This is a genomic window from Selenomonas sp., from assembly GCF_057272215.1.
The window spans coordinates 171,456-194,679 of record NZ_DBHIUY010000002.1 but is presented as its reverse complement, the minus strand read 5'-3'; the positions used below and the strand labels follow the sequence as shown (position 1 = coordinate 194,679).

Below are 23,224 nucleotides of genomic sequence, written 5' to 3'. Positions count from 1 at the left end.
GATAAGTGGAAGAACCAACGCGATGAGGGAGAGAAACAAAATGGTGCGACAAACATTTACGGACATGGAATACGCAAACCGCAAAAGAACAACACGACGGGAAACCTTTCTGGATGACATGGGATCTATTCATTACATGGAAACGGAAATCCGAGAGCCCCCTGCTCTTTCAGATGTGGGCTATCGCGTTGCTAAAAGACCTTCACAGAACCGCATGACAAAAGAATACAAAGGGACGAATTGGGATAGGGCGATCGAGCACGCGAAAGCTTCGGTTCGCAGCAAGGTGGAGCATCCGTTTCTCATCGTGAAGAGGCTGTTTCATGCGGGTAAGATGTGGTATCGCGGACTTAGGAAGAACCTTCTGCCATACTATCTGCTTTTGCGTCGGCGAATCTCGTTATGTATCTGCGGACGGGAAGGCAGAGAGTTTTGCATGACAACTGGATAAGTGTGCCTTTTTTTTCCGAAAATTCCCGATGAAACTTTAAAGACGAAAGCAGGGAAAAGTTGTATAATGTATACAAAAGGGAATCTTTCACAAAAGGAAAGGATGGGATTGCAATGCGCAAGGAACATGATTTTCTAGGCGAGCTTGAGGTGCCGGACGAGGTGTATTACGGCGTGCAGACTTTGCGTGCCGTGGAGAATTTCAGCATCACGGGCAGTCGGCTTGACGTTGACTTCATTCAGGCGCTCGCGAAGGTGAAAAAGGCGGCGGCGCAGGCGAATATGGAGACGGGAAGGCTCGAAAAGCGCATTGGCGACGCGCTCGTCAAGGCGGCTGAGGAGATCATCGACGGCAAATTCATCGACCAGTTCCCCGTTGATCCGATCCAGGGCGGCGCGGGCACGTCGGTCAACATGAACATGAACGAGGTCTTGTCGAACCGTGCGCTCGAAATTCTCGGCGAGGCGAAGGGACGTTATGACATCATCTCACCGAACAATCATGCGAACATGGCACAGTCGACGAACGACGCCTTTCCGACGGCGATCAAGGTCTGTCTGACGCACAAGGGGCACAAGCTGACGGCGGCGCTCGATTATCTGGCGACGGAACTTGAGAAGAAGGCAGAAGAATATAAGGACATCCTGAAGATGGCGCGTACGCATCTGCAGGACGCCGTGCCCATCACGCTGGGGCAGGAGATGGGCTCCTATGCGTCCGCTGTGCGCCGCAGCATCAAGCGCGTCCATTGGTCGATCGACAGCATCCGCCTCATCAACATGGGCGGCACGGCGGTCGGCACGGGACTGAACGCTGAACCCGCGTACATCAAAGCGGTCGCGCGAAAGCTCCGCGAGATCACGGGCGAGAACTTCGAGACAGCGACGAACCTCATCGATGCGACGAACAATACGGACGGCTTTGTCGATGTCTCGTCCGCGCTCAAGAACACCGCGCTCGTGCTCATCAAGATGGCGAACGATTTCCGCCTCATGGCGTCGGGACCGCGCTGCGGGCTCAACGAGCTGAATCTGCCGAAGCGTCAGCCGGGTTCATCCATTATGCCGGGCAAGGTCAATCCCGTCATTGCTGAGGTGCTCGATCAGGCGTGCTATCAGGTCATCGGCAACGACCTCGCCGTTTCGTTTGGCGTCGAGAACGGGCAGTTCGAGCTGAACGTCATGGAGCCGATCATGGCGTACAATCTTTTCAACTCGATGAACTACCTGACAAATGCCGTGCGCACCTTCGTCGACAAGCTGCTCATCGGTCTTGAGCCGAATCGCGAGCAGTGCCAGCAGTGGCTCGACCGAAGTGTAGGCGTCGTCACGGCGCTCCTGCCGCATATTGGCTACGAGCAGTCGGCGATGCTCGCGAAGGAAGCCTATACGACGGGCAGACCGATTCGCGAGGTCATCTTGGAGAAGAAGCTCCTGACAAAAGAGCAGCTTGACCACATCATGTCGCCTGCGCAGATGACGCAGCCGGGCATCACGCACGAGTGAGGGAGAAACGTGCAGATGTGCGAAGATGGGTGGCTGAATTTATCAGTGCTTCCTTTATCCGTGATTCCAATGGACAGAGAGAAGGAGGAGTTGTCATGAAGAAGATTTTCTGGATTGCCGTTTTTGCCCTGTTTGCTCAACTATGGATGCCGCAGACCTCCGCCCAAGATGTTTGGGCGACGTCTTATGACGGCAAGGACATCTACGTCGTGACGGAAAGCCTATCAAAAGAGAGGATACCGGGAGTCACATGCACCGTTTATACAGGAATGGTGAAATTCGTGCGCGGGAACGAGCTCCTGAACACGGCGAAATACTGCTACAAAGGCAGCGATGACGGCTTGTATCTCTCGGTGGATGATGGCGCTTTTGTGCGGCTCGGAGGGAATGAAGGCTACCCGGAGAGTGCTGCGCCTTATGTGGCAATCCATGAAATCATGTGGAAGACGTTGAGGGAAGCCGGGAATTAAAAATCATATCCCCATTGTTAGTTAATTTAGAAACAATGGGGATATTTTTGGGTCTGTAATATTGCATAAAATACGCCAATGACGTATAATAAAATCATGAACAAGGAAATGATTCCTCAAGTAATTGTTGAAACGACGCCATATCAGCGTGCCGTTGAGAAATTTTGGGACGTGGAAACGCAGATTGAATTCAAGACATACATTGGCTTGAATCCATGCAGCGGCGAGTTGATTCCTGGAACCGGCGGCATACGGAAGATTCGTTGGCAAGGCTCTGGGCGCGGGAAGCGTGGCGGCGTTCGTGTGGTTTACTATGTTTATGACGATAGCCGACCGATTTATTTGCTGTACGCTTACCCCAAAAATGTTCAGGTAGACTTGAGCGAAGATGAGAAAAGAGCGTTCAGAAGTATCGTGGAAGAGATGAAAGCGATTTTTCAGAGGAAGGAGAGGCAGCATGGGGCAGATGATGTCGACTGCAGCAAGTGAGATTTTGGCAGGATTGCAGGAAGCGTTGCTGGATGCGCAGGGAGAGTCTGTGCATGGTCTGAAAACGACAGTCGTGTATCGCATCCAGCCACAGGAAGTGCGCAAGAGTTTGGCTATGTCACAGCAAGAGTTTTCGCGAGCTTTCGGGATTCCGTTGGCTAAGCTGCAAAACTGGGAGCAGGGACGCAGGCAGATTGATGCCACGGCGGCTTCATATCTGAGAACGATTGCACGATTTCCCAAAGAAGTCATGGCGGCACAAAGTTGAGCCGCCATGACTTCTTTTTATGTACTATTTTTCCACCCCTCGCCCGTCGAAGTGCGGTACGAAGGAGGCGGAGACGGCGCCGCCTTGCTGGATGTAGCAGTTCTCGATGCCGAGACGGCGTGCGTGGTCGACGACGCTCTCGTATTCGAAGGTCGTGAGGCGGCGGTTGAGTTCGGGGATGTTCGATAGGTCGCCCAAGGGCGTGTATTGGTTCATGATACTGATGTAAATGGTATCAGCGAAGTTCTGCCAGAGCCAGTCAAGGATGCGTATGCTTTCCTTGCGGCGTCCCGGCAGGACGAGGTGGCGCACGAGGACGCCGCGCTTCATGCGACCCTTCGCATCGAAGACGGGGCGTCCTGCGATCTCGTGCATACATCGGATGGCTGCGCTCGCCGTCCGAAAGTAGTCGGGGGCAGCGCTGCAGCGAAGCGCTGTATCCTCGTCCATGTATTTGAGGTCGGGCAGGAAGATCTCGACGAGTCCTGCCAAGCTGGAAATGGTATCAGTACGCTCGTAGGCAGATGAATTGTAGACGACGGGGATGGAAAGGCCCTGCGCTTTAGCGAGAGGCAGCGCAGCGGCGATCTGGGGCGCGAAGTGCGTCGGCGTTACGAGGTCGAGCGTCGCTGCGCCGCGCGCTTCCTGCTCTAGGAAGATTTCGGCAAGGCGTTCTTCGGTGACGCTGATACCAAAGTTTTCGCGGCTGATCTCGTGGTTTTGGCAGAAGGCGCAGCGCATGTTGCAGCCGGAGAAGAATACGGTGCCCGCGCCTTTTTCACCCGTGAGGCAAGGTTCTTCCCAGGGGTGGAGCGATACGAGACCGATACGCGCGTATCTGCCCGCGCCGCAGAAGCCGCGTTCATCGCGCAGGCGGTTCGCGCCGCAGCTGCGCGGACAGAGATGGCAGGCGGCGAGCGGCGCGAGGTGTTTATCTGCGATTGTTGCCGTGCGGTTTTTGGCTGCACGGCTTTTTTGTGTGTGCAGGATGGTTCCTCTATGCGGTTCCATGACGCTCATTCACGCCCTTCCAGCTTTGCCGCATCGAGCATGGGACCGTACTTCGGCCGCCACCATGAAAGGGCGCGTACGGCGTTGATGTAGTCCTGCATCGCCTCTTCGTCGAGAGCGGCTGGGCGGTCTTTGATTGGTTCGGCGATGAGCGGAACGGTATCTGTCCTGCCGATGGCGCTGTGCGTGATCCAAAAGCCGTAGTTGACGCCGCGCCGATTGCCTCGCGTGAGACTTCTTCCGACGGACGCATAGTGAAATCCCTGTGGGGCGATCAGCTCGATGAGCGTCGGCGCGATGTCGATTTGACTGCCGGCGGCTTCGGCGTCGAGCAGATCCTTTCGGACGCCGTGCCCCGTGAGGATGAAGGGGATGGCGTAACGCTCGTAGAGCGACGGCGTTTTTTCGATGTTGTAGCGGTCGGCATGATCGCCGACGATGACGAAGAGCGATTCGGGAAATTTTTCCTTTGCTGCGCGGATGAAGGCGGCAAGTTCTTTCGTCGCGTACCAATAATGACCGAGTTCCTTGAGGAGATTTTCGTCATGCTGCGCTTCCTTGGGGAGCGCAGCGCGAACTTCTTCAGCGGGGAAGCCTTTGGCGGCGAGATCGACGGTATATGGGGAATGGTTCGATACATTGAGGAGTATGTGAAGCCCGGGCTGCGCGGGATCAATGCGCGAAAGCGCTTCTCGGTAGAGGATTTCGTCGTCCACGCCCCAGACGCTTCCCTCGTCGGAGGAGAAGTCGCCGCGGCTGTAGAATTGATCGAAGCCCTGCGCACGGCAGAACGGCTCGATGCGCTCCCATGTCGCAGGTCCCGCGTACCAGAAGTCCGTGCCGTATCTGAGACGGGAGAATATGGGCGCGATGGCGGTCGGATAGGGCGCAGCGAAGGATTCGGGCATGGTCGTGAGGTAGAGGTTGGCGTCGGCGAATCCTGTGACGATGCCCGTGACGGCGGCGACGGTGCTTGGGCCGTTTGGCAGAAAGGTATCACAGTAAACGGTATCATCCGCGTCCAGCAGTTCCTTCGTGGGGTCGGCGATGTGCAGACTCGCATACTTTTCCAAGAGCGGCCAGTTGGCATAGCTTTCGGAGATGATGAGGAAGATGTGACGTGGCTTTTCTATTTGCGCCCCTTCGGCTTCCTGCATGAGGTAGACGTCGAGGTCGCGCGTATCGGCAGGCCGGCCTGCGTGGAGTGCAGCGAGGCGTTCGATTTCTTCGACGGTGAAGTCGAGACCGTTGCACGCGAGGAAGCGGTTGTTCAGCACATAGGCGCGGTAGAGCGCTTGAAAATTGTCGAGGATGGCTTCATTCAGGAAGGCGTCGTTCGTGACACCGGCGTTCTCCCAGTTGACGGCGTCCTGCCAGCGCAGACTGCCGCCGAATGTGGTCAAGAGAGCGACGAGTGCGAGAAGTGTGAGGTAAAGGGCGCGGCGAAGAGGCTGCCACGGAAGAGGCGGTCGGGGCATGGCGGGAAATATGTTGCGTGTGAGCAGAAGCCGGAGCGCGCGATAGAGAAGGAAGGCGAGCAGGAGTGCGCCTGCGAGACGCACGGGCAGGTAGAATTCCTGTACGAGCGAGATGAAGAGCGCGAATATGTCTTCGTTCGCCGTGTTGAAGATGAGTTGATGAAAGCCCGTGTGATATTGGCGGTAATAGGGAAAGCTCGCAGCGTAGAGGATGGACAGCGCCGTGAGGGATAGGGCGCTCGTCACGCGCCATGCGAGGTTTTCAAGCGGCGCATAAAAAAGGCGCACGAGTGCGGCGGGCGCGAGGGAGAAGAGCGCAAGTCCCCCCGCCGTCTGGCAGCTCAGGCGCGCTCCGCGCCAAAGGGCGACGGCGATGTCTGCGCCGCTCGTCGCCGCCGCCATATAGTCGTGCATCCGGAAGATGAAGAAGGCGCGGCAGAAAGAAAGGACTGCAAGGTAGAAAAAGAATACCTTGAGCCCTTTTGCTGTAAAGGAATAGAACGCCTGCCACGAGGGCAGGCGTGAAGATCGCGTTTGCATGAAGTGAGAAAACCTTCTTTCAAATATTTTGCGGCAGAATGATGTCTACGCCGTAGTCTTCGGCGGCTTGGCATATATCGGCGGCGGGGCGTGAGTCGGTGATAAGCCCCGAGAGGGTGTCGAGCGTCACATAGTTGTAATTGCCGTCGGAACTCAGCTTCCTCGCTTCGGCGACGACGTAGGCGCGTTTGGAGACGCGGATGATCGCTGCTTTGTTGATGCCGTCCTCGATGTCGTAGGTAGAGACGCTGTTCTCCTTGACGTCGACGCCGACGGCGCCGACGAAAGCGATGTCGGGTTTCAGGCGTGAGATGAGGTCAAGCGTCATGCCGCCCCAGAATCCGTCGCGGCTCTTGTTGATGACGCCGCCGACGAATACGACGCGGATCTTTGGGTTCTGCGCGAGGATCGAGAGAATGTCGATCATGTTCGTGACGACGGTCAGCTCGCGCTCGTCTTGGACAAGAAGCTCGGCGATGGCGAGATTGCTCGTCGAGATATCGAGGAACACCATGTCGTGCTCGTGGATGAGGTGCATGGCGGCGCGTGCGATGCGCCGCTTCGCTTCGACGTCGATGTTGCGGTGCTTGCTGACCTCGATGGTGTGCGGATTTTCGCGGCGTATGACAGCGCCGCCGTAGGTGCGCTTGAGCTTGCCTTGCTTTTCAAGTGCGCCGAGATCCTTGCGTATGCAGTCCTCCGTCACATGAAATCGGTCGCTGAGATCTTTGACGCGCACTTTACCGTCGCGTGCAAGGATGTCAAGAATGGCATCATGACGTTCCACAAGAAACATGTTCTCGCCTCCATCGCTATTGATTTATCGTATTTTCTCCAATTTTACCCGAAAGGAAAAAAGTTTTCAAGCCCTAAATTTGGTTTTTCTTGGATCCTTTTTAGAAAAATATATATTTTGCAAGGCGCTGCAGAGGGAAATGGGCGTCCTATACTCAGAGGAAATTCACTTGCCTTGCGAAAGGTGCGCCCGTATAATAGAAGGGAGTTCATGGATGCGGCGGCTGGATGCTGCATGGACGCCGAAGGAGAGAGAACGAATGGATATAAAGGATATGCGCGCTTTTTATGCGATCGTCGAGGAGGGCAACATCAGCCATGCGGCGGGCCGGCTCGCCGTCGCGCAGCCGGCGCTCTCCAGACAGATGAAGCGGCTTGAGGGCACGCTTGGCGTGAAGCTCTTCGAGCGCGGCAGCCGACGTATCCGGCTGACGGAAGCGGGGCGCGTCTTGAAGGGGCGCGTCGAGCAGATCCTTGGGCTGGTTGACGGCACGGTGCGCGAGATGCACGACGTGGGTGAAGGAGATGCGGGCGAGGTGCGCATCGGTACGATCACAAGCTCGGGAGCGAATCTCGTACCGGGGCTTTTGGCGGCGTTTCACAAGACGCATCCGCGCGTGACGTTTCAAATTTTCGAAGCGGAGGGCGCGCGCGTTCTTGATATGCTCGACAATCGTCTCATCGAGATTGCCATCACGCGCACGGAGGTCGAGCGTGAGAGTTATGCGTCCATCGTGCTCGCGAACGAACCGCTCGCCGTAATGGTGAATAAGACTCGCGCCTGCGGTGCGGCGGACGATTGTGTGCAGCTCGCTGAACTCAAGGAGCAGGCGATCATCATTCCGCTGCGCTGGCAGGGCGTCTTTCTCGCCGCATGTCGAAAGGCCGGATTCGAACCGCATATCTTATGTCTGAGCGACAGCATTGTGCAAGATGTGCTGGCGGCAAAAGCCGGGTTAGGCGCGGCGATTTTGCCGCAGTCGGCGAAGAGTCTTTTGACGGATGAAACGATGGTCTGCAAGCGGATTGTCGAGCCGGAGATTCTTACGCATACGGTGATTGCGTGGAAGCGCGACCGTGCGCTTTCTGCGGCGGCGGCGAGTTTTTTGACGCTCCTTCGTGAGCGGCTGGGCTGAAGCCGGAGGGAGCGTTCGTTCCGCAGGAAGGGCTGCGGCGGATGACAGCAATGGAACAGGAGGACATAGCATGACGAAAGCAGAAGCGACAGGTATGATAGAGGCGGCGGGAGCAGCCGAGGCGCCGAAGAGGATTATGATTGTCGAGGATGAGAAACGCATCGCGCGCTTTTTGCAGATGGAGCTTGAGCATGAGGGCTTCGTGACGGAGTCGGAGGAGAACGGCCGCCGCGCTTACGAGCGCATCGTGCAGGAGCAGTACGATCTCGTGCTCTTGGATATCATGCTGCCGGATATGGACGGACTTGAGGTATGCCGCCGCGTGAGGGAAATCAGCGACGTGCCGATCATCATGCTGACAGCGAAAGATGATGTGGAGGACAAGGTTAATGGTCTCGACATTGGCGCCGACGACTATCTGACGAAGCCATTTGCCATACAGGAGCTTTTTGCGCGTGTGCGTGCAGCGCTTCGTGTGCACAAGGCGAACGAGGACGGCAATCGTGATGAGCGTGTGCTGGCGGTCAAGGAGCTTGTGCTCTATCCCGGACGCTACGAAGTGCGCGTGAAGGGCGAGCTTGTAGAGCTGACGAAGAAGGAGTATTCCCTCCTTGAGTACATGTTGCGCAACAAGCCCAATGTGCTCACGCGCGACCAGATTTTGCAGGAGGTCTGGGGCTATGACTATGTAGGCGACACGAATGTGGTCGATGTCTATATCCGTTACCTGCGCGCGAAGATTGATGAGCGTTTCGACGACAAGTACATCTACACGGTGCGGGGCGTCGGCTATGCGGTCAAGGGGTAGACGACTCTGGCGTGCACTTTCTCGTCTGCGTTCCTCGCGCCACATGCGCATTTCGACGTGGCTGACGCTCGTCTATGCGGCTGTGCTTGTCTTTGTGCTTGTCTTTACCAGCATAGTTTCGTCCATCGGCATCTACTTTTCTCTGTACCACCAGGCGGAGATCGAGCTTACGCGCTCACAGGAGCATGTTCTGGCGGCGATCGAGCACGGTACGGAAGTGTTCAATGAGACGGCACCCGACATGCGCCGCCGCTATCCGCTCGCTTTTGCCGTCTATCAGGATGACTTGCTGATGCCCGGCGTTGTGCTGCGCGTGACCGAAGGGGCGGATGGTCCCGTCGTCTATGAGTCGGATACGCACTATCCGTCGATCAAGCTCGTCGAGTCGCACATCGACAAGCACCCGCCGATATGGGCGAATTCGGCGATGTACGTTTCGACCATTGGAAATACACACATTTACTACCATAAGGTCATCATCAACCAGAATGGGCACACCTATGTGCTGCACTTTTTCCGTACGATCACGGCGGAGCGGCACTTCCTCACGATGCTTCAGAAGGTGCTGACGGTCACAAATCTCGCGGGCATCGTCTTGGCGCTCTGTGCGGGATACTTCATCAGCTGCCGTATTCTGCGCCCCATTCGAACGATGACACAGGCGGCGCGTGAGCTTGAGGTCACAGACCTCAGCCGGCGCATTGCTGTGCCGCCCGTCAAAGATGAGCTTGCCGAGCTTGCTGAGACGTTCAATCACATGATCGAGCGCATACAGACGGGATTCGAGCAGCAGCGGCGCTTTGTGTCGGATGCTTCCCATGAGCTGCGGACGCCCGTTACGGTTATTCGCGGCTATTCGGATATGTTGAGCCGTTGGGGAGCGAGTGATCCCGAGACGCTTGAAGAAGGGCTTACCGCCATACGCTCGGAGGCGGAGGATATGCAGGGGCTTATCGAGAAGCTGCTGTTTCTTGCGCGCGCCGATCAAAAGCGGCTCGCCATGCACAAAGAGCGGCTGGAGCTTGCGCCTTTGGTTGACGATGTCGTGAAGAAGATGGCGCTCATTGCGACGAAGCATGAGGTCGAGCTGTTGGCGAATGAAGCGGGGACGGTTTACGTCGATCCGCTGCTCATGAAACACATGATGCGCATCATCCTCGAAAACAGCATGAAGTATACGCCCAAGGGCGGCCGCATCACGGTGGAGATGCACCGCAGCGCGGGTGAGATGCAGCTCAGTCTTGCCGACAACGGCATTGGCATCGCAAAGGAGCATCAGGACAAGGTGTTCGAGCGTTTCTATCGCGTAGATTCTTCGCGTACGAAGAGGATGGATGCTCCCGGCGGCACGGGGCTGGGACTTTCCATCGCACGCTGGATCGCCGATCAGCATGGCATCGGCATCGAGCTTATCAGTGAGCTGGGCAGGGGGACGAAGTTCATCCTGCATATACCATGCGTGGAATGAGCGGCGGCGCAGGGGGGCGGCATTGTGCAGGAAAAAGGAAAACTCATCATCTTGGAAGCGGGCGACGGCTCGGGCAAGGCGACGCAGACGCGGCTGCTTGCTGAGCGGCTCTGTGCCGAGGGTCGGCGCGTGCGCCAAATCGAGTTCCCCGACTACGGCTCGCCGTCGTCGGCGCTCGTGCGCATGTATCTCGGCGGCGACTTCGGTGCGCGGGCGTCGGAAGTCAACGCTTATGCCGCATCTGCGTTTTTTGCCGTCGATCGCTATGCTTCGTTTCAGACGAAGTGGCGCACGGACTATGAGGCGGGCTTCGTGATTCTCGCTGACCGCTACACAACGGCGAATATGGTGCATCAGGCGGTAAAACTCGAAAATGCGGCAGAGCACGACGCTTTTCTCGCGTGGATCGAGGATTTTGAGTATGGAAAGCTCGCACTGCCGCGTCCGGATCTCGTCGTGTTCCTCGATATGGATCCTGCCGTGAGCCGTCGCCTGCTTGCGGCGCGTGCGGCGGCGAGCGGTGCAGAGAAAGACATCCATGAGCGTGACACGGGCTATCTTGAGCGTTGTCATGCGGCGTCCGTTGCGCTTGCTGCGCGTTTGGGCTGGCAGCGCATCGTTTGCAGCAGCGCGGGCGAGCCGCTGGCTCGAGAGCTTGTGCATGAGAAGATCTATGAAGCGGTGCGTCGGGTCTTGGAAGGAAGTTTGTAACCATATAACGAGGGCTGTGCATGAGCTGGCGTGGGCTTGTGCGCAGCCCCTTTGCGGAGAAGGGAAAGATATGCTGAAAGAAGTTCTTGTTGTAGAAGGGAAAATGGATGTCGCCGCCATCAAAAAAGCGCTTGACGCCGACTGCATCGTGACGGGCGGCTTCTCGCTGGGCAGGCGTGCGCTCGCCGACATCGAGGCGGCGTACAAGAGACGCGGCATCATCATCCTCACCGATCCGGATTCTGCGGGGGAGCGCATCCGTCGCTTTCTTGCCGAGCGCTTCCCCGAGGCGGGGCACGCCTTCATTCCGCGCGAGGAAGCGACGGCGAATGATGATATCGGCGTCGAACAGGCGTCGCCCGAAGCGATCCGCCGCGCGCTTTCTAAGGTGCGCACCTGTACGATTGCGCCGCGTGAAGAGTTTACGAGCCGAGATCTCCTGCTCGCGGGACTTTCGGGCGGCAAGGACGCAAGTGCGCGGCGTGCGCAGCTTGGTGAAAAGCTTGGCGTCGGCTGGGCGAACGCGCGTACGTTTTGCAGGCGCTTGAACAGCTATGGCGTGACGCGCGAGGAGTTCGCGTCGGCGCTTGCTGATATGGAAGATGAGACTGCGGCGCAAATGTGCGGTCGTGCGCCGGATGCAGCCGCGACGCAAGATTTGCCGCTTCGCGCCGATGCTGCCGATGATGCGGGCATGAAAGGAGGGGCGTCATGATTGCGCCGGAGATTGCCAGCCCCGCCGTCACACGCCACATCTTGAAATCTTTTGGACTGCACGCCTCGAAGCGGCTGGGGCAGAACTTCCTCGTCGATGGCGCTGTCGTCAAAGATATTGTGGCGGCGGCGGAAATTGTCGCAGGCGACCGCGTCTTGGAAATCGGACCCGGCATCGGCACTTTGACGCAGGGGCTTCTTGAAGCGGGGGCGCACGTCGCCGCCGTCGAGCTGGACAAGAAGCTGCCCGCCGTCCTCGCCGAGACGCTTGCCTCCTACGATCATCTGCGTGTCGTGCCCGGCGACATCTTAAAGACGGATATCCGCGCCCTCATGGAAAATCAGACCTTTAAGGTTGCAGCAAACCTGCCGTACTACATCACGACGCCGATTCTCTTAGCGCTCCTTGAGCAGCATCTGCCTATCACGCATATCGTGACTATGGTGCAGAAAGAAGTGGCGGAGCGGATGATCGCCGCACCCGGCTCGAAGATCTACGGAGCGCTGTCCGTCGCCGTACAGTACCATACGGAGCCGCGCATCGTCAGAGAGGTCGCGCCGCGCTCCTTCATCCCCGCGCCCGAGGTCGCATCCGCCGTCATCGCTTGCAGAAAACGAGAGAAGCCGCCCGTCGAAGTGGAAGATGAGCGCATGTTCTTCCGCGTCGTGCGAGCCGCTTTCGGGCAGAGGCGCAAGACGCTTGCCAACGCGCTTTTAGGCGTCGGCGCATCAAAGACGGCTGTGCGTCGTGCGCTCGAAGAAGCCGGCATCGACGCGCAGCGGCGCGGCGAGACGCTGTGCTTGACTGAATTCGCACATCTTGCCAATGTCTTTTTTGCGGGGAAAAGAGATGACGGACAGGAGGCAAACGCATGATTTTTGACAGTCACATGCACACCGAGGTTTCCGCCGACTCGTCGATGAAGGCGGCAGATGCGCTGAAAAGAGCATCCGAACTTGGCATCGGCGCCGTATTCACGGAGCACGAAGATATGAACTTCCCGGGCGAGAAAGACTTCACTTTTTCGCCGCAGGACTATTGGGCGAAGTACGAAGCCCTGCGCGGCGAGGGCGAGCATCTGCGGCTTGGCGTGGAGCTTGGTATGCAGGACGGGCTTGCAAAGAAGAATCGGGCTTTCGTTGAAGAAGCGCCGTTCGATCAGGTCATCGGCTCCATTCATACGATCGAGGGGCACGATCTCTATTATGCAGACATTTATAAGGATCGTGCAAAGGATGATCTTTATCGCCTCTACCTTGAAACGATGGCGCGCTGCGTGCGTTCGCAAGGCGCGTTCATCGACATCCTCGCGCATATCGACTACATCGCGCGTTATGCCGCTTACTCGGATACGGAGCTGACGTATGCAGCTTACGGCGACTATATCGACGAGGTGCTGCGCGCGCTCGTCGAGACGGACACGGTGCTTGAACTCAACACGCGCCGCTTCGATGCGCCGCAGGGCAAGGCGTCGCTCGTGCCGATCTTCACGCGGTACCGTGAGATGGGCGGCAAAGAAGTCACGCTCGGTTCGGATGCGCATGATGCCGCCGCCATCGGCTTCGCATTTACGGAAGCGCATGAGCTTGCTGCCGATCTTGGTCTTGCGGTTGTAACTTTTTTGGCGCGGAAGAAGGAATATTGCTGAGCGCTCTCGAAGAATACTCTTTGAGGAAGCGAGGGGGGGCTTTGCTTTCGCCATCGTTCTTTCAGGGGGATGGAAGCGAAGCCGGTTCTTTTTCAAAAGGCGGGTGTGTGAAAATTTCTTTCAAAAAGGGCTTGACAATATTTTTGTCCTATGATATCCTTTACCCATCAGCTCAAACAATAATAATTATTCGATAGGAGTGATTGATTATGTCGTTAATCAACAAGGAAATCGGAGATTTTTCGGTACAGGCTTATCAGAATGAGGCGTTCCGTACGGTGACGAAAGCGGATGTGCTCGGCAAGTGGAGCGTATTCTTCTTCTACCCGGCAGATTTTACGTTCGTTTGCCCGACGGAGCTGGAGGATCTTGAAAACAACTATGCGAAGTTTAAGGAAGCGGGCTGCGAGGTCTATTCCGTTTCTTGCGATACGCACTTCGTGCATAAAGCATGGCACGATCATTCCGAGCGCATCAAGAAGATCACCTACCCGATGCTTGCCGACCCGACGCACGTTCTCGCGCGTGACTTCGATGTGCTCATCGAGGATGCCGGTCTTTCTGAGCGCGGCACGTTCATCGTAAACCCCGAAGGCAGGATCGTTGCTTACGAGGTGAATGCGGGCAACGTCGGGCGCAATGCCGACGAGCTTCTGCGGAAGCTTCAAGCCTGCAAGTTCGTTGCGGAGCATGGCGACGAGGTTTGCCCCGCGAAGTGGCAGCCCGGAGCTGAGACGCTGAAGCCGACGCTCGATCTCGTGGGAGCGCTCTGAGATGGCGGCGGAGAAAGACGAGCTTTATGATGCAGTAGTGATCGGCGGCGGCCCTGCGGGGCTGACCGCCGCCATTTACTTGGCAAGAGCCTGCTGCCGTGTGCTCGTGGTGGAGAAGGAAACATTCGGAGGACAGATCGTACTCACGGCGGAAGTCGTGAACTATCCGGGCAGCGACCCTACGAGCGGCGCTGACCTCACGGCGAAGATGCACCGTCAGGCGGAGGGATTCGGTGCGGAATTCCTGCTTGCTGAGGTCAATTCGCTCGAAAAGGAAGGCGATACTTGGCGCGTGCATACGAGCCGCGGCGACCTTGAAGCATTCACCGTGCTGCTCGCGACGGGGGCACATCCGAGACAGATCGGCTTTGCCGGTGAGAAAGAGTTTCGCGGGCACGGCGTCGCTTACTGCGCGACATGCGACGGCGAGTTTTTCACGGGCAAGGATGTATTCGTCATCGGCGGCGGCTTTGCGGCGGCGGAGGAGAGCGTGTTCCTCACGAAGTATGCGAAGCATGTGACGATTCTGGTGCGAGAGGAAGATTTCACCTGCGCCCCGGCGACGGCAGAGCCGGCACGCGAGAATGAGAAGATCTCGATTCACTTCCAGTCGGAAGTCGAGTCGGTCGAAGGCGACGCGCTGCCGCGCAAACTTACATGGAAAAATCTTGCCACGGGCGAGCGTACCGTATTCACACCCGAAGGAGGCGATTCCTTCGGTGTATTCGTGTTTGCGGGGTACGAGCCGTCAACGGATCTCGTCAAGGGGATCGCCGAGCTTGACGAGCATGGATATATCGTCACCGACCGTCAGCAGCAGACGACGGTTGCAGGACTTTATGCGGCGGGCGACGTATGCATCAAGCCGCTGCGCCAGGTCGTGACAGCGACGGGAGACGGTGCGCTTGCCGCCACGGAGATGGAGAAGTACGCTGCAAAGATGGAGCAAAAGACGGGGCGTACGGCGCATCGCGACGTGCGGCGCGCTGTGCAGCACAAGGCGAAGGATACGGGGAAAGGCGAGGCGGTAGCTTCGGCGAGCGGCCCGTTTACGCCGGAGATGCGAAAGCAGCTTGCGACGGTGTTCGAACGCATGGAACGCCCGCTGCGCTTGGAAGTCGCTTTGAGCGACGACCCGCATTCGAGCGAGCTGTTGGATTTCATGACGCAGCTTGCAGAGATGACGGAGAAGCTGTCCGTTGAGATCACAGGCGGTACGGGCGTACCGAACGTGCGGCTCTACAACGCGGATGGCAGCTGGGCGGGGATTGCTTTCCACGGCGTCCCCGGCGGACATGAATTCACGAGCTTCGTGCTCGCTCTTTACAATGCTTCGAGTGCAGGACAAAAAGTCGCCGACGAAGACCGTGCGCGCATTGAAGCGATCACGGAAGATCATCATATCACGATTCTGGTGACGCTCTCATGCACGATGTGCCCCGAGCTGGTTACGAGCGCGCAGCGCATTGCGACACTCAATCCGCACATCAAGACGGATGTATACGACTTGAATCTCTTCCCCGAGATCAAGGAGCAGTACAACATCATGAGCGTGCCGTGTTTCTTCATTGACGATGATGCGATGTTCCACTTCGGCAAAAAGACCGTCTCGCAGCTCCTCGATCTGTTGGAGCAGGCGTAGACACGGAACAGAACGAAATAGAGGGGCTTTCGCATGAGCTGGGTTCAACTCATGCGAAAGCCCCTGTCTTTTTATGCACGGAATTTATCAGCGCCTCTTTAATGCCCCTTTTTCTTGAACCTGCCGCCGACGATGTCGTGAACGGCGTTGATGGTGACGAAAGCGTTTTCGTCGATGTCGAGAACGGTCTCTTTGAGCTTGTCGACTTCGAGGCGCGTGACGACGGAATAGAGCACTTTCTTTTCTTCGCCCGTGTAGCCGCCTTCCCCGTAGAGGAGTGTGACGCCGCGTCCCAATCGTTCGGCGAGGGCAGTGTTGATTTCGTCAGGCTCGTTGGTGACGATCATGACAGCGTAGGATTCGTCAAGCCCCTGCACGACGACATCGATCATCTTGGCGATGACGAAGTAGGCGACGAGCGAGTACATCGCTTTGTCCCAGCCGAAGAGAAGTCCGGCGCTTGAAAGAATGAAGAGGTTGATGAACATGACGACTTCGCCGACGGAGAATACAGACTTCTTGTCGAGGATGATGGCGACGATCTCCGTGCCGTCGAGCGAGCCGCCTGAACGGATGATGAGACCGACGCCGAGACCTACGATGATGCCGCCGAAGATGGCGGCGAGGAAAAGATCCTGCGTGACCGTCGGAAACGGGGCGAAGTATGCCGACCATACGGAGAGAAGGGCGATGGCTGTCAAGGTGGCGAGGGCGAACGCTCTGCCGATCTGCTTGCAGCCAAGGTAGAGGAACGGGATATTGAAGAGGACGAGGAAAAGCCCTAGGGGTTTTTCGGTGATTGCCTGCGCCATGATGGAGAGACCGACGACGCCGCCGTCGATGATGTTGTTCGGAATCAGGAATAGCTCAAGGCCGACGGCGGTGATGACGGCGCCGATGAAGATCAGTACGTATTTTTGTAAGAGAGCGAGCAAACGCTTCTTGCGGCTTTTTTCTGCGCGGCATTTTTTGTTCATGGGGACACATCCTTTCTTGCTGGCGCGAAACATGTCCAACAAGGTTATTATACGGAAAATTGATAGACCGTGCAAATTTTTATTTGACAAGGGATGTTTCCTGTGATAGAATAACGCATGTTGATTGCGAAAGCCGTCAATTTGTGACTCAGTAGCTCAGTTGGATCAGAGTATTTGACTACGAATCAAAGGGTCGGGGGTTCGAGTCCCTCCTGGGTCACCATTTTGGATTTTAGCACTGGTGCGAACCGGTGCTTTTTTTTATGCCTTGCAGATGTTGGCTGGAAGCGATTTAGAAAAAAGCGTTGGAAATTTGTCTCAATATGAATCGACTTCATTTTTTACTTTAAAAATGAAGTCGATTCATGTATAATGGAAAAGGGTATTGATGAAGAGCAGCCGTTTTGCCGACGGCTATGGGAGAGTTTTGTTAGAGAAGCGCGGATGAAATGAAGTCGCTTGGATGTGTGTGGATGGGCGGCTGAAGTTGCCTGCGATTCCTACGAGACAGAGTGTTGTCCTTGACAGAGGGGGATTTTTTATGGGAGAAGAGAAGCTGAGCCGCCGCGAGCTGAAGAAGATCCAGTCGCGCAAGGCGATTCTTGATTCGGCATCGAGCTTGTTTCAGAGCCGGGGACTGGATGATGTGGCGATCGCGGACATCATGAACGGAGCAGATCTCGGCATCGGTACATTTTACAATTATTTTTCTTCTAAGGACGATGTCTTGATGGAGCTTCTGGGGCGCATTATGCAGGAGCTTGGAGAAAAGGTGCGCATTTTGTCCGAAGAGCAAAGGCCGGTGTCGGAGATCCTGCGCGAGCTGCTCTTGTCGGCGGCGATGCTTCTTGCGAAGAACCGCTATGTTCTGCCGCTCTTTTTGCGTGCGGCGCAGCAGGCGACGCTCTTGAAACGATCGGAAGCTACCGTTGCGGCGCCGCCTTTTACGGTGCTTTTCACGCGCTTGGTTGAGGAAGGGCAGGAGCGCGGCGAGTTTCGGTGCGACATCCCGACAGCGATCATCTCGGAGCTGTTTCATTCGCTGTTTCAGGCGGCGGCGTTCAGCAAGCTTGGGCTTCCCTTCGAAGAGAACGTGCGATTGAAGCTGGGGCTGATTCTTGATGGTATGCGTGTCGTTGGGAATCAAGACAAGCAAGAGAATCAAGAGGAATAACGGAGGCTTTTTATGATCAGTGTTACGAAGCTGCTTTTCGCGCGCGAGTATTTCGGCGACTCGCTGCGCTATACGAAGAATGCGCATCGTATGCGAAACGGTGCAGCCGAGGGTATGGGACCCGTCGTCGTCTGGAATTCGACGAAGACCTGCAATCTCAAGTGCCGCCATTGCTACATGAATTCGGACGCAAAGAAGTATCAGAACGAGCTGACGACAGAGGAAGCCCGACGCTTCATCGACGATCTCGCAGACTTTCGCGTGCCCGTGCTGCTCTTTTCGGGCGGCGAGCCGCTCCTTCGCCCCGACTTCTTCGAGCTTGCCGAATATGCGGCGGCAAAGGGCGTGCGCCCGACGCTCTCGACGAACGGCACGCTGATCGACCGCGCGACGGCAGAGCGCATCCGAGACATCGGCGTGGGCTATGTCGGCATCTCACTCGACGGCCTCAAGGACGTCAACGACAAGTTCCGCGGCAAGGATGGAGCCTACGAGGCGGCGATGCGCGGCATAGAGAACTGCACGGCGGTCGGGCAGCGCGTGGGGCTTCGCTTCACGATCAATCATCACAACATCATGGAACTCGACAAGATCTTCGATTTCATCGAGGAGGAGGGCATCAACCGCGTATGCTTCTATCATCTCGTCTATTCGGGGCGCGGCAACGCGATGATGGAAGAGGATGTGACGGCAGAGGAGTCGCGCCGCGCTATGGATACGATCATCCGCCGTACGCAGGACTTCGAGGAGCGCGGTCTGGAAAAGGAGATCCTGACGGTTGACAACCACTGCGACGGCGTTTATATCTACCTTAAGACGCTCAGGGAGAAGGGCGAGGCGGCGGCGGAGCATGTGTGGAAGCACATTTCGATGAACGGCGGCAATCGCTCGGGCATCGCTTTCGGCGAGGTCGATCCCTTAGGCTACGTTCATCCCGATCAGTTCACGCAGCACCATACCTTCGGCAATGTGCGCGAGCGAAAATTCGGCGAGATCTGGCAGGACACATCGAACGCCATCTTGGCGGGACTCAAGGATCGGAAGCCGCTCCTTACCGGCCGATGTTCTTCATGCCGCTACCTTTCGTGCTGCAACGGCAACTTCCGCACGCGTGCCGAGGCGCGTACGGGAGACTTCTGGGCAAGCGATCCTTCGTGCTATCTGACGGACGAGGAGATCGGACTTGCGCGTGAGGAGGCGGCGATATGATCATATCGTGGAACACGACGAACGCCTGCAACATGTACTGCAAGCACTGCTACCGCGATGCAGGCTGCAAGGCGGAGGAGGAGCTTTCGACGGCGGAGGCGAAGAAGCTCCTCGATGAGATCGCACGCGCGGGGTTTAAGATCATGATCTTTTCGGGCGGCGAGCCTCTGACGCGCCCCGACATTCTGGAACTTGTAGAACATGCGACGAAGCTTGGTCTGCGCTCGGTATTCGGCACAAACGGCACGCTGATCACGCCCGAGATGGCGCACGACTTGAAGGCGGCGGGCGCGATGGGCATGGGCATTTCGCTCGACTCGATGTCGCCCGCGAAGCACGATACATTCCGCAGCTATCCGGGCGGCTGGGCGGGCGCCGTCGAGGGCATGAAGAATTGCCGCGCGGCGGGGCTGCCGTTTCAGATTCATACGACGGTCATGGACTGGAACGAGAAGGAATTGGAGGCGATCACGGACTTCGCCGTGGAACTCGGCGCGGTGGCGCATCATTTCTTCTTTCTCGTGCCGACGGGGCGCGCCGAGACGATCGAGGAAGAATCGCTTCGCGCCGAAGCGTATGAGAGCGTCCTGACGCGCATCATGAAAAAGTCGGAGGAAGTCGCGATCGAACTCAAGCCGACGTGTGCGCCGCAGTTTTTGCGCATTGCAGGGCAAATGGGCATCAAGACGCGCTTTCGGCGCGGCTGTCTCGCGGGACTCAGCTACTGCATCATCAGCCCGCGCGGCAAGGTGCAGCCGTGCGCCTATCTCAATATGGAGCTTGGCGACGTGCGCAAGACGCCGTTTGACGAGATCTGGAAGAGCAGCGAGGTGCTGAATAAGCTGCGCACGCTTGAATATTCGGGCGGCTGCGGCACCTGCGACTATAAGCGCGCCTGCGGCGGTTGCCGCGCGCGTGCCGCCTACTACAACGATGGCGATTATATGGCGGAAGAGCCTTGGTGTCTTTACCACGGGCGCAAGGGATAGTATAATGAAATAGGCAAAAGCGACGGTGCGTCGAAAAGCGTGCCGTCGTTTTTTTTTAGGAAACGCTGATAAAATGAAGTCGCCCGGATTTGCACAGATGCACTGTTCCTATCTAGGAAACAAACCGCAGGCGTAGCGGTGCTACGTCGAGGATTTGTTGACGACGAGAGGACAGTGCATATGTGTGAAGATGGGTGGCTGAATTTATCCGTGTTTCCTTAATGGAGTTTTGGAAAGGCGGCTCTTATGATCAAGCTGGTATTTTGCGATATGGACGGTACGCTTCTCGATGCGCAGGGGAATTTGCCCGAAGGACTTGGCGTGATGCTCGCCGAACTCAAGGCGCGCGGCGTGCTCTTTGCGCCTGCGAGCGGCAGGCAGTATGCGGCGCTCCTGCGTCACTTCCGACCGTGGGCGGAAGATCTCATCTTTTGCGCGGAAAACGGCGCTTACGTCGTGCGGCGCGGCGAGGAGCTTTTCTCGACGACGATCGCGCCTGCTCTGTGCAGGGAGATCGTGCGCCTGGCCGCCGCCGTCAAGGGCGCCTATACCGTCTGGTGCGGCAAGGCGTACGCCTATGTGACGGAGCGCAACGAGGATTTCTTCACCGAGATGGAAAAATATTATACGGAATACAAGATGGTCGAAGATTTTTCCGCTGTGCATGACACAGCGATCAAGTTTTCTATATGCGATCCCGTGGATGCAGATGCCGAGCGCACGATCTATCCGTCGCTGCAGGACTTGTCCGGAGAATTGAAGGTCGTCGTCTCCTCGAACTATTGGGTGGACATCATGCAAAAGGACGTGAACAAGGGCGCTGCCGTGCGCCGCGTGCAGCAGCTTCTGGGCATTCGCCCCGAAGAGTGCCTTGCCTTCGGCGACTATCTGAACGACGTCGAGATGCTCGGCGCGGTAGGCGAGAGCTACGCGATGGAGAATGCGCACCCGAAGGCGAAGGCGGCAGCGAAGCATATCGCGCCGCCCAACACGGAGCACGGCGTGCTGCGCATCCTGCGCCGGCTGCTCGATGAAGGAAAGATGCAGGGGGGAAGATCATGAAGCTCGATTACCACATGCACTTGGAATACGGCTCTTATGATGAAGCGTGGGCGGAGGGATTCTTTCGGGCGGCGGCGGCGCGCGGCGTGGCGGAGATCGGCTTTTCCGAGCACAGCCATACGTTTCCCGAGTTCGAGCCGCTCTATTACGATGATCTCATCTTGGACGATTCCTTCATCGGCAGTTTTCAGCAGAAGTGGCTGAAGAAGAACAAGTTCAAGTATACGCTCGACGAATACTTCGCCTTCATGGCGAAACTTAAAGCGAAGCACGCGGTCAAGACGGGCATCGAGGTCTGCAACTTCCAAGATCAGACGGCTGTCGCAAAAATCCTCGGCAAATACGACTTCGACTATGTGATCGGCTCGGTTCACTTCATTCGCGGCTGGGCATACGACTCGTCCGAGATCAAGGCGGAGTGGGATCGCATCGCGCTCTTTGACATCTACGAATGGTACACGCAGGAGATCGAGAAGCTCTGCGCCTCGAAGCTCTACGATGTGCTCGGGCATCCGTTCAACATCCGCCTCTTCCGCTACTTCCCCGACTTCGACGTCACGCCTTTCTTGGAACGTGCCGTGTGCGCGATGGAAAAGGCGCAGATGGCGGTCGATATCAACACGGGCACGCTCTACCGCTATCCGATTGCAGAGATCTCGCCTTACGAGGATTTCATGCGCATCGCGGCGGCGCACAAACTGCCCGTCATCACGACCTCGGACGCGCACAAGCCCGAGGACGCGGGCGCATACAACGACGAGGCGGTCGCCTATGCGCGCCGCTTCGGCTACGAGACGACGCTGCGCTTTAAGAAGAGGGAGCGCGAGGCTGTGCCGCTCGGCTGATTGTTGCATCCGCTTCTTTCAACGCTTGCCAGACAAGCGGATTTTTCGTACAATATGGGGGAGAGATTTGTACGTTTGTCAAAGAGAAAAGGGGGAGTCACCTTGAAAAATATGTGGGAAAACCTATGGGGCCCGGTCGTTTTCGCACTCTTTTTTGCGATCATGCCATGCTGTGCTTCGGCGGCTTCGGATGCGTCGGACGATTGGTATTGGCTGGCTTCGGATGCGAAATACAGCAAGTACTTTGCACCGAACGGCGTCACCGTCGTCAAGAGTCTCAACGTCGCGGGATTGGAGCGTGCTGTGCCGACGGTCATTCACGGCTGGATCAAGACAGGCTTCAGTTACGAAGGGGCAAAGGAGACGATCGACAACTATGGCATCAAGGACATCTTGCCGGATCCGTCGTCGCTTGCCTACAGCATCGCACTCGTTGAAGTCAATCCGCAGAACCGTACACTGCGCTATTTGGAAGAGGACTTCTACGACAGTCAGGGAAATATCATCTGGTCGAACCATACGCCGCGCTCGGAGAAGGAGATGACTTCGGAGCAGTATGATGAGACGTTCTATGCAGCGATCGTTGACAGCGTATTCGGTATGGGTGAATTGGAGAAGCTCGGGGCTTCGCGTTGGATTGATCTTTGGAAGGTGCGTCTGCCCGATGGCGGCGAGGAAAGCGCCATTGCCGATACCGCGACGATGCGCATTAAGGGCGAGCAGCTTTTTTACTGGGAGTGGGTCACGAAAAAAGACGCCAAGGGAGCGATGCAGGAGGTCCAGTTCCTCAAACGTATCTTGAATGTGCCGATGGGAACGGTGAGTACGAAGCGGGGCAGAATCTGGACGCCAAAAACGAATTGGCAGGATCTGGAGGAAACCGATCTGACGTTCCACGGCATACACGAAAACAGCAAGGAATATCCAGGCCTTTTGCGCCTGCGCACCTACACGGCGGCAAATCTCGCGTGGCTCTATCGTGCGAGTTTAGAGCCGAACGCAGAGCGGCGCATCCTGCGCGACACGGATTGACGGTGCAGGATATATCCGCGCTTTTGCA

The 23,224-nt window shown here is 57.0% G+C and carries 24 protein-coding genes and 1 tRNA gene; 21 read left to right on the top strand and 4 right to left on the bottom strand.

The window, feature by feature from the left end; all coding sequences use genetic code 11:
• Positions 1-214: 214 nt before the first annotated feature.
• From ACO5Z0_RS02850 to ACO5Z0_RS02830, 5 genes are all read left to right on the top strand, one after another.
• Complete coding sequence (locus ACO5Z0_RS02850; protein WP_485649125.1) at positions 215-451, top strand: hypothetical protein; 237 nt, start codon at positions 215-217, stop codon at positions 449-451.
• Positions 452-564: 113 nt separating this feature from the next.
• Entirely contained in the window at positions 565-1,956 is a 1,392-nt protein-coding gene (locus ACO5Z0_RS02845; RefSeq protein ID WP_485649124.1) for an aspartate ammonia-lyase, read from the top strand.
• 95 nt (positions 1,957-2,051) lie between these two features.
• Positions 2,052-2,426 (top strand): 8-amino-7-oxononanoate synthase, encoded by a 375-nt coding sequence (locus ACO5Z0_RS02840; RefSeq protein WP_485649123.1) that lies wholly within the window; start codon positions 2,052-2,054, stop codon positions 2,424-2,426.
• Between the two features lie 96 nt (positions 2,427-2,522).
• Entirely contained in the window at positions 2,523-2,915 is a 393-nt protein-coding gene (locus ACO5Z0_RS02835; protein ID WP_442673995.1) for a type II toxin-antitoxin system RelE/ParE family toxin, read from the top strand.
• Complete coding sequence (locus tag ACO5Z0_RS02830; RefSeq protein ID WP_442673994.1) at positions 2,884-3,183, top strand: helix-turn-helix domain-containing protein; 300 nt, start codon at positions 2,884-2,886, stop codon at positions 3,181-3,183. The genes ACO5Z0_RS02835 and ACO5Z0_RS02830 overlap by 32 nt, the downstream gene beginning before the upstream one ends.
• 24 nt (positions 3,184-3,207) lie before the next feature.
• Here ACO5Z0_RS02830 and ACO5Z0_RS02825 read toward each other — a convergent pair whose 3' ends face one another.
• Genes ACO5Z0_RS02825 through ACO5Z0_RS02815 form a run of 3 tightly spaced genes read right to left on the bottom strand, consistent with a single transcriptional unit; the run spans position 3,208 to position 7,008 of the window.
• A complete protein-coding gene (locus ACO5Z0_RS02825; protein ID WP_485649122.1) occupies positions 3,208-4,203 on the bottom strand; it encodes a radical SAM protein in 996 nt (331 codons plus the stop codon).
• The gene (locus ACO5Z0_RS02820) at positions 4,200-6,212 is read right to left on the bottom strand and encodes an LTA synthase family protein (protein ID WP_485649121.1); all 2,013 of its coding nucleotides are present in this window, start codon (positions 6,210-6,212) and stop codon (positions 4,200-4,202) included. Before ACO5Z0_RS02820 ends, ACO5Z0_RS02825 begins: the two co-directional genes overlap by 4 nt.
• Positions 6,213-6,231: 19 nt before the next feature.
• Positions 6,232-7,008 (bottom strand): DeoR/GlpR family DNA-binding transcription regulator, encoded by a 777-nt coding sequence (locus ACO5Z0_RS02815; RefSeq protein WP_442672669.1) that lies wholly within the window; start codon positions 7,006-7,008, stop codon positions 6,232-6,234.
• A 259-nt stretch (positions 7,009-7,267) separates the two neighbouring features.
• Here ACO5Z0_RS02815 and ACO5Z0_RS02810 point away from each other — a divergent pair, with 259 nt between their 5' ends.
• The 9 genes from ACO5Z0_RS02810 (at position 7,268) to ACO5Z0_RS02770 (ending at position 15,908) form a co-directional block, all read left to right on the top strand.
• The gene (locus tag ACO5Z0_RS02810) at positions 7,268-8,143 is read left to right on the top strand and encodes a LysR family transcriptional regulator (protein ID WP_442672668.1); all 876 of its coding nucleotides are present in this window, start codon (positions 7,268-7,270) and stop codon (positions 8,141-8,143) included.
• Between the two features lie 94 nt (positions 8,144-8,237).
• Positions 8,238-8,951, top strand: a complete 714-nt coding sequence (locus ACO5Z0_RS02805; protein ID WP_485649179.1) for a response regulator transcription factor — start codon at positions 8,238-8,240, stop codon at positions 8,949-8,951.
• Positions 8,935-10,419 (top strand): sensor histidine kinase, encoded by a 1,485-nt coding sequence (locus ACO5Z0_RS02800; protein WP_485649120.1) that lies wholly within the window; start codon positions 8,935-8,937, stop codon positions 10,417-10,419. Before ACO5Z0_RS02805 ends, ACO5Z0_RS02800 begins: the two co-directional genes overlap by 17 nt.
• Positions 10,420-10,443: 24 nt before the next feature.
• Entirely contained in the window at positions 10,444-11,130 is a 687-nt protein-coding gene (locus ACO5Z0_RS02795) for a dTMP kinase (protein WP_485649119.1), read from the top strand.
• Between the two features lie 70 nt (positions 11,131-11,200).
• A complete protein-coding gene (rnmV, locus tag ACO5Z0_RS02790; protein ID WP_485649118.1) occupies positions 11,201-11,845 on the top strand; it encodes a ribonuclease M5 in 645 nt (214 codons plus the stop codon).
• Positions 11,842-12,720 carry a 16S rRNA (adenine(1518)-N(6)/adenine(1519)-N(6))-dimethyltransferase RsmA gene (gene rsmA, locus ACO5Z0_RS02785; RefSeq protein ID WP_485649117.1) on the top strand — a complete coding sequence of 293 codons (879 nt, stop codon included), beginning with the start codon at positions 11,842-11,844 and terminating at the stop codon, positions 12,718-12,720. Before rnmV ends, rsmA begins: the two co-directional genes overlap by 4 nt.
• Positions 12,717-13,493, top strand: a complete 777-nt coding sequence (locus tag ACO5Z0_RS02780; protein ID WP_485649116.1) for a histidinol-phosphatase HisJ family protein — start codon at positions 12,717-12,719, stop codon at positions 13,491-13,493. Before rsmA ends, ACO5Z0_RS02780 begins: the two co-directional genes overlap by 4 nt.
• 209 nt (positions 13,494-13,702) lie before the next feature.
• A complete protein-coding gene (gene ahpC, locus ACO5Z0_RS02775) occupies positions 13,703-14,266 on the top strand; it encodes an alkyl hydroperoxide reductase subunit C (RefSeq protein WP_442672662.1) in 564 nt (187 codons plus the stop codon).
• Position 14,267: 1 nt separating this feature from the next.
• Positions 14,268-15,908: an FAD-dependent oxidoreductase gene (locus tag ACO5Z0_RS02770; protein ID WP_485649115.1), complete on the top strand. Its 1,641-nt coding sequence runs from the start codon at positions 14,268-14,270 to the stop codon at positions 15,906-15,908.
• Positions 15,909-16,006: 98 nt separating this feature from the next.
• Here the strand turns inward: ACO5Z0_RS02770 and ACO5Z0_RS02765 are convergent, their stop codons facing one another.
• The gene (locus ACO5Z0_RS02765) at positions 16,007-16,885 is read right to left on the bottom strand and encodes a YitT family protein (protein ID WP_485649114.1); all 879 of its coding nucleotides are present in this window, start codon (positions 16,883-16,885) and stop codon (positions 16,007-16,009) included.
• Between the two features lie 145 nt (positions 16,886-17,030).
• Between ACO5Z0_RS02765 and ACO5Z0_RS02760 the strand changes: the two genes are divergently transcribed.
• The 7 genes from ACO5Z0_RS02760 to ACO5Z0_RS02730 all read left to right on the top strand — a co-directional run bounded on the left by ACO5Z0_RS02760 (position 17,031) and on the right by ACO5Z0_RS02730 (position 23,196).
• A tRNA-Arg gene (locus ACO5Z0_RS02760) sits at positions 17,031-17,108 on the top strand.
• Between the two features lie 318 nt (positions 17,109-17,426).
• Positions 17,427-18,059, top strand: a complete 633-nt coding sequence (locus ACO5Z0_RS02755; RefSeq protein ID WP_442672659.1) for a TetR/AcrR family transcriptional regulator — start codon at positions 17,427-17,429, stop codon at positions 18,057-18,059.
• A 12-nt stretch (positions 18,060-18,071) separates the two neighbouring features.
• Positions 18,072-19,268, top strand: coding sequence for a putative heme d1 biosynthesis radical SAM protein NirJ1 (gene nirJ1 / locus ACO5Z0_RS02750; RefSeq protein ID WP_485649113.1), 1,197 nt, complete (start codon positions 18,072-18,074; stop codon positions 19,266-19,268).
• A complete protein-coding gene (gene nirJ2 / locus ACO5Z0_RS02745) occupies positions 19,265-20,257 on the top strand; it encodes a putative heme d1 biosynthesis radical SAM protein NirJ2 (protein ID WP_442672657.1) in 993 nt (330 codons plus the stop codon). Before nirJ1 ends, nirJ2 begins: the two co-directional genes overlap by 4 nt.
• Before the next feature lie 246 nt (positions 20,258-20,503).
• On the top strand, positions 20,504-21,319 hold the full coding sequence (locus ACO5Z0_RS02740) for an HAD family hydrolase (protein WP_485649112.1): 816 nt from the start codon (positions 20,504-20,506) through the stop codon (positions 21,317-21,319).
• Positions 21,316-22,164 carry a histidinol-phosphatase gene (locus ACO5Z0_RS02735; RefSeq protein ID WP_442676806.1) on the top strand — a complete coding sequence of 283 codons (849 nt, stop codon included), beginning with the start codon at positions 21,316-21,318 and terminating at the stop codon, positions 22,162-22,164. The genes ACO5Z0_RS02740 and ACO5Z0_RS02735 overlap by 4 nt, the downstream gene beginning before the upstream one ends.
• Positions 22,165-22,275: 111 nt before the next feature.
• Positions 22,276-23,196, top strand: a complete 921-nt coding sequence (locus ACO5Z0_RS02730) for a hypothetical protein (RefSeq protein WP_485649178.1) — start codon at positions 22,276-22,278, stop codon at positions 23,194-23,196.
• Positions 23,197-23,224 lie beyond the last annotated feature (28 nt).

Coding starts and splice junctions, on each gene's coding strand:
- ACO5Z0_RS02850 (WP_485649125.1), top strand. CDS start 215: ATGACAAAAGAATACAAAGGGACGAATTGGGATAGGGCGATCGAGCAC.
- ACO5Z0_RS02845 (WP_485649124.1), top strand. CDS start 565: ATGCGCAAGGAACATGATTTTCTAGGCGAGCTTGAGGTGCCGGACGAG.
- ACO5Z0_RS02840 (WP_485649123.1), top strand. CDS start 2,052: ATGAAGAAGATTTTCTGGATTGCCGTTTTTGCCCTGTTTGCTCAACTA.
- ACO5Z0_RS02835 (WP_442673995.1), top strand. CDS start 2,523: ATGAACAAGGAAATGATTCCTCAAGTAATTGTTGAAACGACGCCATAT.
- ACO5Z0_RS02830 (WP_442673994.1), top strand. CDS start 2,884: ATGGGGCAGATGATGTCGACTGCAGCAAGTGAGATTTTGGCAGGATTG.
- ACO5Z0_RS02825 (WP_485649122.1), bottom strand. CDS start 4,203: ATGAGCGTCATGGAACCGCATAGAGGAACCATCCTGCACACACAAAAA.
- ACO5Z0_RS02820 (WP_485649121.1), bottom strand. CDS start 6,212: ATGCAAACGCGATCTTCACGCCTGCCCTCGTGGCAGGCGTTCTATTCC.
- ACO5Z0_RS02815 (WP_442672669.1), bottom strand. CDS start 7,008: ATGTTTCTTGTGGAACGTCATGATGCCATTCTTGACATCCTTGCACGC.
- ACO5Z0_RS02810 (WP_442672668.1), top strand. CDS start 7,268: ATGGATATAAAGGATATGCGCGCTTTTTATGCGATCGTCGAGGAGGGC.
- ACO5Z0_RS02805 (WP_485649179.1), top strand. CDS start 8,238: ATGATAGAGGCGGCGGGAGCAGCCGAGGCGCCGAAGAGGATTATGATT.
- ACO5Z0_RS02800 (WP_485649120.1), top strand. CDS start 8,935: ATGCGGTCAAGGGGTAGACGACTCTGGCGTGCACTTTCTCGTCTGCGT.
- rnmV (WP_485649118.1), top strand. CDS start 11,201: ATGCTGAAAGAAGTTCTTGTTGTAGAAGGGAAAATGGATGTCGCCGCC.
- rsmA (WP_485649117.1), top strand. CDS start 11,842: ATGATTGCGCCGGAGATTGCCAGCCCCGCCGTCACACGCCACATCTTG.
- ACO5Z0_RS02780 (WP_485649116.1), top strand. CDS start 12,717: ATGATTTTTGACAGTCACATGCACACCGAGGTTTCCGCCGACTCGTCG.
- ahpC (WP_442672662.1), top strand. CDS start 13,703: ATGTCGTTAATCAACAAGGAAATCGGAGATTTTTCGGTACAGGCTTAT.
- ACO5Z0_RS02770 (WP_485649115.1), top strand. CDS start 14,268: ATGGCGGCGGAGAAAGACGAGCTTTATGATGCAGTAGTGATCGGCGGC.
- ACO5Z0_RS02765 (WP_485649114.1), bottom strand. CDS start 16,885: ATGAACAAAAAATGCCGCGCAGAAAAAAGCCGCAAGAAGCGTTTGCTC.
- ACO5Z0_RS02755 (WP_442672659.1), top strand. CDS start 17,427: ATGGGAGAAGAGAAGCTGAGCCGCCGCGAGCTGAAGAAGATCCAGTCG.
- nirJ1 (WP_485649113.1), top strand. CDS start 18,072: ATGATCAGTGTTACGAAGCTGCTTTTCGCGCGCGAGTATTTCGGCGAC.
- nirJ2 (WP_442672657.1), top strand. CDS start 19,265: ATGATCATATCGTGGAACACGACGAACGCCTGCAACATGTACTGCAAG.
- ACO5Z0_RS02740 (WP_485649112.1), top strand. CDS start 20,504: ATGATCAAGCTGGTATTTTGCGATATGGACGGTACGCTTCTCGATGCG.
- ACO5Z0_RS02735 (WP_442676806.1), top strand. CDS start 21,316: ATGAAGCTCGATTACCACATGCACTTGGAATACGGCTCTTATGATGAA.
- ACO5Z0_RS02730 (WP_485649178.1), top strand. CDS start 22,276: ATGTGGGAAAACCTATGGGGCCCGGTCGTTTTCGCACTCTTTTTTGCG.